9 protein-coding genes are annotated in these 8865 nt (G+C 55.9%); 5 read left to right on the forward strand and 4 right to left on the reverse strand.

The annotated features are described in order from the left end of the window. Positions 1–98: 98 nt before the first annotated feature. On the forward strand, positions 99–2930 hold the full coding sequence (locus tag B0T39_RS02305) for a valine--tRNA ligase (RefSeq protein ID WP_081544622.1): 2832 nt from the start codon (positions 99–101) through the stop codon (positions 2928–2930). A 58-nt stretch (positions 2931–2988) separates the two neighbouring features. Here B0T39_RS02305 and B0T39_RS24725 read toward each other — a convergent pair whose 3' ends face one another. Further along, entirely contained in the window at positions 2989–3729 is a 741-nt protein-coding gene (locus B0T39_RS24725; protein ID WP_141111042.1) for a hypothetical protein, read from the reverse strand. After that, positions 3716–4552 (reverse strand): hypothetical protein, encoded by an 837-nt coding sequence (locus B0T39_RS24730; RefSeq protein WP_141111043.1) that lies wholly within the window; start codon positions 4550–4552, stop codon positions 3716–3718. Before B0T39_RS24730 ends, B0T39_RS24725 begins: the two co-directional genes overlap by 14 nt. 783 nt (positions 4553–5335) lie before the next feature. Between B0T39_RS24730 and B0T39_RS02310 the strand changes: the two genes are divergently transcribed. Beyond that, the gene (locus tag B0T39_RS02310; RefSeq protein ID WP_141111044.1) at positions 5336–5848 is read left to right on the forward strand and encodes a hypothetical protein; all 513 of its coding nucleotides are present in this window, start codon (positions 5336–5338) and stop codon (positions 5846–5848) included. A gap of 145 nt (positions 5849–5993) precedes the next feature. Here the strand turns inward: B0T39_RS02310 and B0T39_RS02315 are convergent, their stop codons facing one another. Beyond that, a complete protein-coding gene (locus tag B0T39_RS02315; RefSeq protein WP_081544624.1) occupies positions 5994–6485 on the reverse strand; it encodes a DUF2269 family protein in 492 nt (163 codons plus the stop codon). After that, on the reverse strand, positions 6482–6958 hold the full coding sequence (locus tag B0T39_RS02320) for a MarR family winged helix-turn-helix transcriptional regulator (protein WP_081544625.1): 477 nt from the start codon (positions 6956–6958) through the stop codon (positions 6482–6484). Before B0T39_RS02320 ends, B0T39_RS02315 begins: the two co-directional genes overlap by 4 nt. Before the next feature lie 254 nt (positions 6959–7212). Here B0T39_RS02320 and B0T39_RS02325 point away from each other — a divergent pair, with 254 nt between their 5' ends. The 3 genes from B0T39_RS02325 to B0T39_RS02335 form a co-directional block, all read left to right on the forward strand. Then, complete coding sequence (locus B0T39_RS02325) at positions 7213–7899, forward strand: hypothetical protein (protein WP_081544626.1); 687 nt, start codon at positions 7213–7215, stop codon at positions 7897–7899. Between the two features lie 331 nt (positions 7900–8230). After that, a complete protein-coding gene (locus B0T39_RS02330; RefSeq protein WP_043641678.1) occupies positions 8231–8506 on the forward strand; it encodes a hypothetical protein in 276 nt (91 codons plus the stop codon). Between the two features lie 122 nt (positions 8507–8628). Further along, a partial coding sequence (locus B0T39_RS02335) for a transposase domain-containing protein (protein ID WP_176219463.1) occupies positions 8629–8865 on the forward strand: 237 nt, incomplete at its 3' end.

Genomic DNA, 8865 nt, shown 5'->3' on the forward strand with positions numbered 1-8865 from the left:
TACCGCCTGATTCGCCCGCGCCGGCTCTCGGAGAACACTCCAAAACCGGGTATAATCGACCCATTTTTTCCATTCTAGAAGAACTACGATTCATCACCATGGAACTTGCCAAAAGCTTTGAACCCGGCGACATCGAACGTCGCTGGTACGCGCAGTGGGAACAGGCCGGCTACTTCAAGCCCAGCATGGACACCGCCAAACCGTCCTTCGCCATCCAGCTGCCGCCGCCCAACGTCACCGGCACCCTGCACATGGGCCACGCCTTTAATCAGACTATTATGGACGGTCTGACCCGGTATTACCGGATGAAGGGCGACAACACCGTGTGGATTCCCGGCACGGACCACGCCGGCATCGCCACCCAAATCGTGGTGGAGCGCCAACTGGCCGAGCAGGGCATTAACCGCCACGACCTGGGCCGCGACGCCTTCACCGCCAAAGTGTGGGAATGGAAAGAACAATCCGGCGGCACCATCACCAGCCAGATGCGCCGCGTGGGCTGCTCCGTGGATTGGGGCCGCGAATACTTCACCATGGACGACACCCGCGCCGAAGTGGTGACCGAAGTCTTCGTCCGCCTGTTTGAACAAGGCCTGATCTACCGCGGCAAGCGCCTGTCCAACTGGGACTCCAAGCTGGGCACTGCCATCTCCGACCTCGAAGTGATCTCCGAGGAAGAAGACGGCCACATGTGGCACATCAAATACCCGGTGGTGGGAAGCGACGAGTTCGTCACCGTCGCCACCACCCGTCCGGAAACCCTGCTGGGCGACGTGGCCGTGGCCATCGCCCCGGACGACGAGCGCTATCAGCACCTGCTGGGCAAGCAGCTGGAACTGCCGCTCACCGGCCGTCAGGTCCCGGTGATCGCGGACGAATACGTGGACAAGGAGTTCGGCACCGGCTTCGTCAAAATCACCCCGGCGCACGATTTCAACGACTACCAAGTGGGCAAGCGCCACAGTACCCAGCTCATTAACGTGATGAGCCTGGAAGCCAAAATCCTGGCCAAGGCCCAGATCTTCGGCTTCGACGGCAGCGCTCAGGGCACGATAGAACTGCCGGCCGCCTACGCCGGCCTCAGCACCCAGGACGCGCGCAAAGCCATGCTGGCGGACCTGCAAGCCCAGGGCTATCTGCTGGACACCAAACCGCACAAACTGATGGTGCCGCGCGGCGACCGCACCGGCACCGTGATCGAGCCGCTGCTGACCGACCAATGGTTCGTGGCCATGGACAAAGTGGCACTGGACAAAGACGGCAATCCGGACCCCACCGGCCAATCCATCGCCGCCAAAGCCATTGAAGCCGTGGAAAGCGGCGAAGTGCGCTTCATCCCGGAAAACTGGGTCAACACCTACAACCAGTGGATGAAAAACATCCAGGACTGGTGTATCAGCCGCCAGCTGTGGTGGGGCCACCAAATCCCGGCCTGGTATGACGAAGACGGCAACATCTACGTGGCCCGCAGCGAGGCCGACGCCCAGGCGCAAGCGCCGGGCAAGACCCTGCGTCGCGAACAAGACGTGCTGGATACCTGGTTCAGCGCCGCCCTGGTGCCGTTCTCCACCCTGGGCTGGCCCAACGACACCCCGGACCTGCGCGCCTTCCTCACCTCCAACGTGCTGGTGACCGGCTACGAAATCATCTTCTTCTGGGTTGCCCGGATGATCATGATGACCAAGCACTTCACCGGCAAGGTCCCGTTCCGCGACGTGTACATCCACGGCATGGTGCGAGACCACGAAGGCAAGAAGATGTCCAAGTCCGAGGGCAACGTCATCGACCCGGTGGACCTGATCGACGGCATCGCGCTGGAACCGCTGGTGACCAAGCGCACCACCGGCCTGCGCCGCCCGGAAAAAGCCCCGGCCATCGCCAAGGCCACGGAAAAGCTGTTCCCGGAAGGCATCCCGGCTTACGGCACGGACGCGCTGCGCTTCACCATGGCCAGCTACGCCACCCTGGGCCGCAGCGTCAACTTCGACTTCAAACGCGCCGAAGGCTACCGCAACTTCTGCAACAAGCTGTGGAACGCCACCCGCTTTGTGATGATGAACGTGGAAGGCAAGGACTGCGGCCAGGACGAAAGCCTGCCGCTGGAATACAGCTTTGTTGACCAGTGGATCATCGGCCGCCTGCAACAGGCCGAAATCGACGTCACCAACGCGCTGGAAACCTACCGCTTCGACATCGCCGCCCAGACCATTTACGAATTCATCTGGAACGAGTACTGCGACTGGTATGTGGAACTGGCCAAGGTGCAGCTGCAAACCGGCAACGAAGCCCAGCAGCGCGCCACCCGCCGCACCATCGTCCGCGTGCTGGAAGTGGCGCTGCGCCTGACCCACCCGCTGATGCCCTTCATCACGGAAGAGCTGTGGCAGACCGTGGCCCCGCTGGCCAACGCCAAGAGCGCCCCGTCCATCATGCTGGCCCCGTGGCCGGCGGCGGACGCCGGCAAGATCAACGCCGCCGCCAACACCCGCATGGACGCGTTCAAGGACATGGTCAACGCGGTGCGCAATCTGCGCGGCGAAATGGGCATTGGCCCGGCCGTCAAAGCCCCGCTGTTCATCGAAACCGGCGACGCCACGGTGGCGGACTTCGTGCCCTACCTGAAACTGCTGGCGCGGCTGACCGAAGGCTCCATCGTGGCCGCGCTGCCGGAAGACGACGCCCCGGTGGCCATCTCCGGCGACGCCCGCCTGATGCTGAAAGTGGAAGTGGACAAGGCCGCCGAAACCGCGCGCCTGACCAAGGAGCAGGGCAAGGCGGAAGCCGAACTGGCCAAGCTCACCGCCAAGCTGGAAAAGCCGGGCTATGTAGACAAAGCCCCGGCCCACTTGGTGGAGCGCGACAAGGCGCAGTTGGCCGAGTTGAACGACAAGCTGGACAAGATCAAGGTGCAGTTGGCTAAGCTGGCTTGAACTTAAGCCTGATCTGGAAGTGAAGAAACCCGCCGCGAGGCGGGTTTTTTTTGAGTAATTAAGCGGTGTCGTCTTGCTCTAAATAAAGCAAATCGGAAGTTGACATTGATTCCATATATTCTTTTAGTTCGTTTAAAACGCCACTACTTAGTATTTCTTTGACATGCGGCCAGTCTCTAAAATAAATGCAGGCAATTGCTATTAAGCATAGTAGTTTGTGGTCTGTTAGATTAATTAGCTTTTCGTAATACGAAATTTTTTCTGTTTGAAAGTTTGATGCTTTTATTGTTCTTATGATGAGGTTGAATCTTCTGGTGCATGAGAATATAGCATCGTTTGGATCAATTGTTTCTAAGTTTTTTATTATTTCATTTTTCGAATGTCCTCTGTTGATATGGGCTACTATTTTGTTTTCAATATATGTGACGGCAAAGGTGTTTTGTATCGTCTTCTTTGTGGCCGGGGTGATTATTTTGAATTGCTCGAAATGCTGTTGCTGGGTGTTGATTAAATTGAAAAATTGTGTTTCGAAATTCTTTTGTTCTTCAATTTTTTTTTGGTGATCTGAATCTTCTATTATTGTCTTATTTGCTGCCATTTGTAAGTCAAGAGATTTAATGAGTAAAACTATTGACATGAAACTTAGTATCGGCCCGAGCGTGCCTCCAAAGTAGCTGCCAAACTCTGACCAAGATACACTATTTTTTGATATCTCTTGTTCGTGAAAGTTTGTCGCAAATATAAATGCGGTTGCTAAAATGCATGCAATTGATAAATATATTATCCTATTGTTTTTCATGGCGCGGTCCTGCCACTATTAAGAATTTTATTGTTGTGTTGTCTGAGTTTTTAATGCCGTGAGCTAGTAGTTGTATGAATTCAAATCTTTCTTCATCTCTACCATTATTAAGATGTAGGTTTTCTGTTACTTTCTTTTTCATGTCGGTAGGGATTGTTTCTAGGGGAGAGTCGAAGTTAAATGGTGTGGTTAATCCTCCTTCTTGATTTTCTATAATTAATCTGCCATTTCCCGTTCTTGAGTTAAACCGGGTTATTACTGCGCTTATTATTATTGGCTGTGGCGATTTTTCTGTTAGCATTATGATGTCTGATGTGCTTTTGTTTAAATATGCAATGGGTATGTTGTCGCCTTTTGGTCGGCAGTTTAGTGAAATGTCGTAGCCATTTGTTGATGTTATTTTGTGCATTTTTTTAAGTGGCGACTTAATTTTTTTAACTATTCTGTCCTCAATTTCTTTTAATGACTTTATGACGTTTTCTGCATCCTGAGATATTTTGCGGTCATTGGCGTAAAGTGCTTCATGTATGTAGTAAGACATTACTTCGGCGATAACTGGTTTTCCTATTTTTATTACTTGTCTTTGTAGTTTAGAATTGGTTATATGGATTGAGAAATTTTGCCCATATGATCCACGAAAACTTTGTTTTAACCGGGCTCTGATGTTGTTGGCACTTGTTCTGCGGTCAATTACTTTTTGCTCTAGAATTGCTTCGGCTAACAAGCAAGTCACGCTGGCTGTGCCACTTAATGTTTCTAGTGCATAATCCATATCAACTTCTTCTTCATGACTTTGGATAATGACTTCAAAATTTATGTCCATAGTGCATCTCAATAAATTTATTTAGCATATTATAGCATTTTGTCATTTTTTTGCACTCGTTACGGAAGATGAGTGAGGGCATCTTGAAGGTGCTTGGGAATGGTGAGCTATCAGATTTCCGGATTGAAGAAAGGAGCAGAAGGGAGACTGAGCGAAGCTGATGTGCCCTCCCTTTCTTCTCGTTTGCTCTAAGTTGAATCCGCTGCGCGGATGATGATTTAGGGCCGGTTCCGCCCGGCAAACGGAAAGGGGAATTTGCGCGGCCAAATTCCCCTTTACCCCAAAGGCCGCCCTGCAAGCCTGGCCTGCGGCTTCCCGCCGGGGTCCGTCAGGCCCGAGGCGCGGCTGAACTCGCAGCGCGCTAACGTCGCGCTGCTCGAACAAGCAGCCGCTTAAAACCTCGGGCCTGCCACCCGTCGGCAGGCTTGAAGGGAGCAGGGGCGCGTCGGATACGCGGCCTGCTCCGCAGCTAACAAACGAGTCGATCTCGTTTGCTATGAACTGGAGCCGCTCTGGCTTGACTCCCCCCGCCATCTAGCCAACAATGGTCCCCGCGCTGCCACACAAACAGCGCCGGGACTGGTCTCCTGAGCTTGTATCTTGGCGGACACGCCGCGAAAGCGGCATTTTCGTGTCCGGTTGCTATTGCTTTGCCTAAATCTGGGCGGGCCATGGCAGGGGCGCCCCATGGGCGCGCCGGACCAAGATACCGGTGAGACCAGCCTTGTCATGTGCCCGCCTTGCCGCGTCTAGCGGTCAGGCCCTTCATTTAAGGAGGTTGCAATGGCGAAGCCAGTCCGTCCGATGCCCCACATCGAATCCACTCCATCCCATTCCAAGGATCCCGCCGTCCAGCAGGACAGCATTTCCCCGCAACAGCCGGCGCTGCGGCGCTCGCAGTACCGCTGTGTTTCCGTGGAAACCAAGGCAACCCGCCTTCCTTTTGTCCGCTTTATTCCGGGCCGCAATCATCCGCATTACTGGCAACCGGCCGAACCCGAGGATTACGCCGAGGCCTGCATGCTGGGCCGCCAGTATGCCGCGCACCTGGCGCAGTGGCTGAAAAGCAATGAGCTGGACGCCGGCCGCGGCTTGCTGCTGCGCATTGCCAGGGATATGGACCACAGCGACCGCAGCCACCGCAACGGCTTGCGCCGCGGCTTTTTCAACTATCTGGAGACCTTGCTGTGCGTGGCCGGGCGGCAGTTGAACTTGTATCGCCACGTGGAGGCGATGCACCAGTTGCAGCGCAGCCGGGATCTGATGGCGTGCCTGGAAGGCAAGCGTAGGCGTTGAGCGGATTTAAGCGCGGCCTGGCCTGGGTCAAACCGCGCTTGAGCTGATTGTAAAATGCCCCGCCTGCTGACGCTGGCGGGGCATTTTATTGAAAAAGAACAGGTGTGAGCGGAGCCGCTCATACGGCTTCATGCCTAAGCCTCCCTCAGCCAACTGACGGGATGCTTCCCGCCGCGCGAGCGCGAACGCCGGGCCGCCAGACGCCAACCGCTGCGGTGATCACGATCAGCAGGATGTTGAGCCCGCCGCCTATGGCTTCGCGCAAAGTCGCGGCGTGGAAGTCCGCGCCCAGCGCGCCATTGAGCAGCGCGGCTTGGGCCAGTTGATTGGCCATATCCACCGCCGGCACCACCACGAAAGAGGCGTTGAGCAGAATCAGCAGCGTCAGCCCCAGCTTGAGCTGGAAAAAGCGGTTGCGCGGGCCGTAGCGCCGGTAGCCCATCAGCAGGCCGCTGATCAGCATCAGCCACAGGCCGGGCACGGTCAGCGCCCAGGTGCCGATATGGATTTGCTGCCGCGTTTGCGCCAGCAGGGCCGGCGTGGCCGGGCCGGTTTCGGACAGCACAACCCAGGCCAGGATGCTGCCCAGGAATAGGGCCAGCGCGATGAAGTGAATCAGTTTGAGCGTGCGGTTCATGACTCTTCTCCAATTGGGGGGCTGAGCGTGTCCAGTGTGCTCAGCAGTTGTTGCAGGGTGTGGCAGGCGGCGTCGAAATCCGCGTCGGGCAGGTGCCGCGCCAGTTGCTCCGTCCATTGCGCCTGGCTGCGCTGGGTGCCGGCCACGGTGCGTTCTCCCTTGGCGCTCAGCCGGTACAGCGGGGAGCGGGCGTGTTGGGGGTTGGGCAGCACGTCGAAATAGCCTTCCTCCACCAGCTTGTGCAGTTGCTTTTGCGCGCCTTGGCGGCTGATGCCCATGCGGGCGGCGATTTGCGGCGCGGTTTGCGCTTCGCCCGCCAGGCCCGCCGCGCCCAGCACTTGCCAGCGCGCGCTATTGATGCCCAGGTGGGCTACCAGTTGATCGCCTCTGTCCAGCAGGGTGCCGTTCAGGCGGAAGATCAGCAGCATCAGATCGGTGATGCGCTGTGGGCGATGGCTTGGTTTTGATGGCATGCGGCCTCCTTTTTGACAACTGGTTGCCATTATTGACAACTGGTTGTCAAATTGCAAATCTATTTTGATCTTGCCGTGAATACTGTTGCTTGGGCGTGGTCGGGCATGACGGCGCAAGGTGGGCGTCAGCGGTGCGGGCTCGAAAATTGAGCGGTGGATGATAAATGCGTATGTTCTTACAAATATAGTCAAAAATGAAAATGTAATTTCTATGTTAGCATCGTCGGCTTTCTAAAAAGCTCAGTTCAAATCCAATGAAAAAACTCTTGCCCTTCTTGATGTTGCTCAGCCTGCAAGCCCATGCCGACGATGAGGCGCTGCGCCAAATATTCAATTGCGACGGCAGTTTCTTTCGCTACATCGCCCAACCGGGCAAGGCTATTCCCGGCCTGCCGGTGACGGTGGAAAACGGCCGTGCCGCATTGCGGATGCAGCCTATTCGCGATCAAGCTCGGGAGATGGAGGAAGACGTCAGCGGCGCGTCCGAAGGTTTGACCTCGCTGCTGCGTTACTCCGCAATCGAGGAGCCGGTAGCGCTGACCCCGCAATGGGCCTTGCGTAATTACGTGGAAGAGCACTACCACTTCACCAATAGCCCGACAGACGTCAACGGTGTGTCGGAAGCCTATAACTGGGGCTTTCGCTTGCTGGGTCAGCGGGATATGACGCTCAAGCAGTTCGTGGCTCAGCGGCCGGATCTGAAATTCACCTGCTCCAAGGAAAAGGGTGGCGTTTGTACGTTGTTCCGCCAATGGGACAAGGGCGCGTGGAAAACCATCAAGCGTTCGCAGCAGTACGCGGATGTGCCGCGTTTGTTGCTGATCGCTTCCAAGTCTGATCCCAAGCATTTCTCGCTGGAGTGCTCCTTGCTGGTGGAGGGCGAACGCCTGCCGTCGCAGTTGATCAAGGATTTGCAGCCGGATTGGGCCTTGAATTTTTAAAGTCTCGCTCTTGCCTGCGAGACTTTGAACAGCCTCTGAGCATTGGCTCGCGATGTGCGTAGTCAGAGGCTGGCGAGATTCCCGTTTCAGCCCCTTTTTGGGGCTTTTTTCATGGGCGCGAGGCTTGGCCGGCGACGCCAATGGCCAGCTCAAAGTCTGTTTGGCGATATTGAAATGATGAATGGGAATTTGGTTTGAGATATGAATTACGTAGTAATAACTAAATTCTTGCCCAGGCGCGGATGCCCTAGCTATACCGGCATTGGGCGGGGCGGGCAAAGCTGGCTCCGTGTTGTTTCCAGTGTTGGATAACTCATTACGGGAGCATGACATGTCTGAACAATTGCTGGGTGGTTGGTCCGGTTTCCGGCCGGTGGATGAAAAGGACCGCAAGGTTTTCCATCAGGCCACGGAAGGTTTGCTGGGCGTGAAATACGTGCCGTTGGCGGTGTCCACGCAGGTGGTGGCCGGGGAAAACTATATTTTCCTGGCTAGCGCGGAGGTGGTGTATCCGGGTGCCCAGCCGCATCTGGTGGCGGTGTACATCTATCAGCCGCTGGGCGGCAAGCCGCCGCATGTGACTCGCATCGAGAACGTGCGTCTGTAAGTCTTCAGTCAAGACGCTGTTGCGCAACAAGCCCGCCGCCCGGCTAATGCCAGTCAGTTAAGACTTGCGGATGTAAATCCAGTAAAAAGGGGACATGTTCATCATGTTCCCTTTTTCGCTGCATGAGCCTACTACAACGCGCCTTACATGACACGCTGCCACACGCCCCTTCTCGGCTAGAGACATTGGCCGCATTGATTGACCCTGCCTGGATCGAGCAAGCACTCGCCGTTACCGGCAAAGCCTCCATTCGGCGCCGCAAACTTCCTGCTGAGCATGCCGTCTGGTTGGTCATTGGCTTGGCCCTCTTTCGCAACTTGCCGCTATGGCAGGTCGTGCAGCAATTGGCTCTGAGCCTC

The sequence above is a fragment of the Chromobacterium haemolyticum genome (genome assembly GCF_002081825.1).
GTDB lineage: Bacteria > Pseudomonadota > Gammaproteobacteria > Burkholderiales > Chromobacteriaceae > Chromobacterium > Chromobacterium fluminis.

Bases quoted from the DNA above. Each gene is read 5' to 3' on its own strand.
- B0T39_RS02305 (WP_081544622.1), top strand. From the start codon at position 99: ATGGAACTTGCCAAAAGCTTTGAACCCGGCGACATCGAACGTCGCTGG.
- B0T39_RS24725 (WP_141111042.1), bottom strand. From the start codon at position 3,729: ATGAAAAACAATAGGATAATATATTTATCAATTGCATGCATTTTAGCA.
- B0T39_RS24730 (WP_141111043.1), bottom strand. From the start codon at position 4,552: ATGGACATAAATTTTGAAGTCATTATCCAAAGTCATGAAGAAGAAGTT.
- B0T39_RS02310 (WP_141111044.1), top strand. From the start codon at position 5,336: ATGGCGAAGCCAGTCCGTCCGATGCCCCACATCGAATCCACTCCATCC.
- B0T39_RS02315 (WP_081544624.1), bottom strand. From the start codon at position 6,485: ATGAACCGCACGCTCAAACTGATTCACTTCATCGCGCTGGCCCTATTC.
- B0T39_RS02320 (WP_081544625.1), bottom strand. From the start codon at position 6,958: ATGCCATCAAAACCAAGCCATCGCCCACAGCGCATCACCGATCTGATG.
- B0T39_RS02325 (WP_081544626.1), top strand. From the start codon at position 7,213: ATGAAAAAACTCTTGCCCTTCTTGATGTTGCTCAGCCTGCAAGCCCAT.
- B0T39_RS02330 (WP_043641678.1), top strand. From the start codon at position 8,231: ATGTCTGAACAATTGCTGGGTGGTTGGTCCGGTTTCCGGCCGGTGGAT.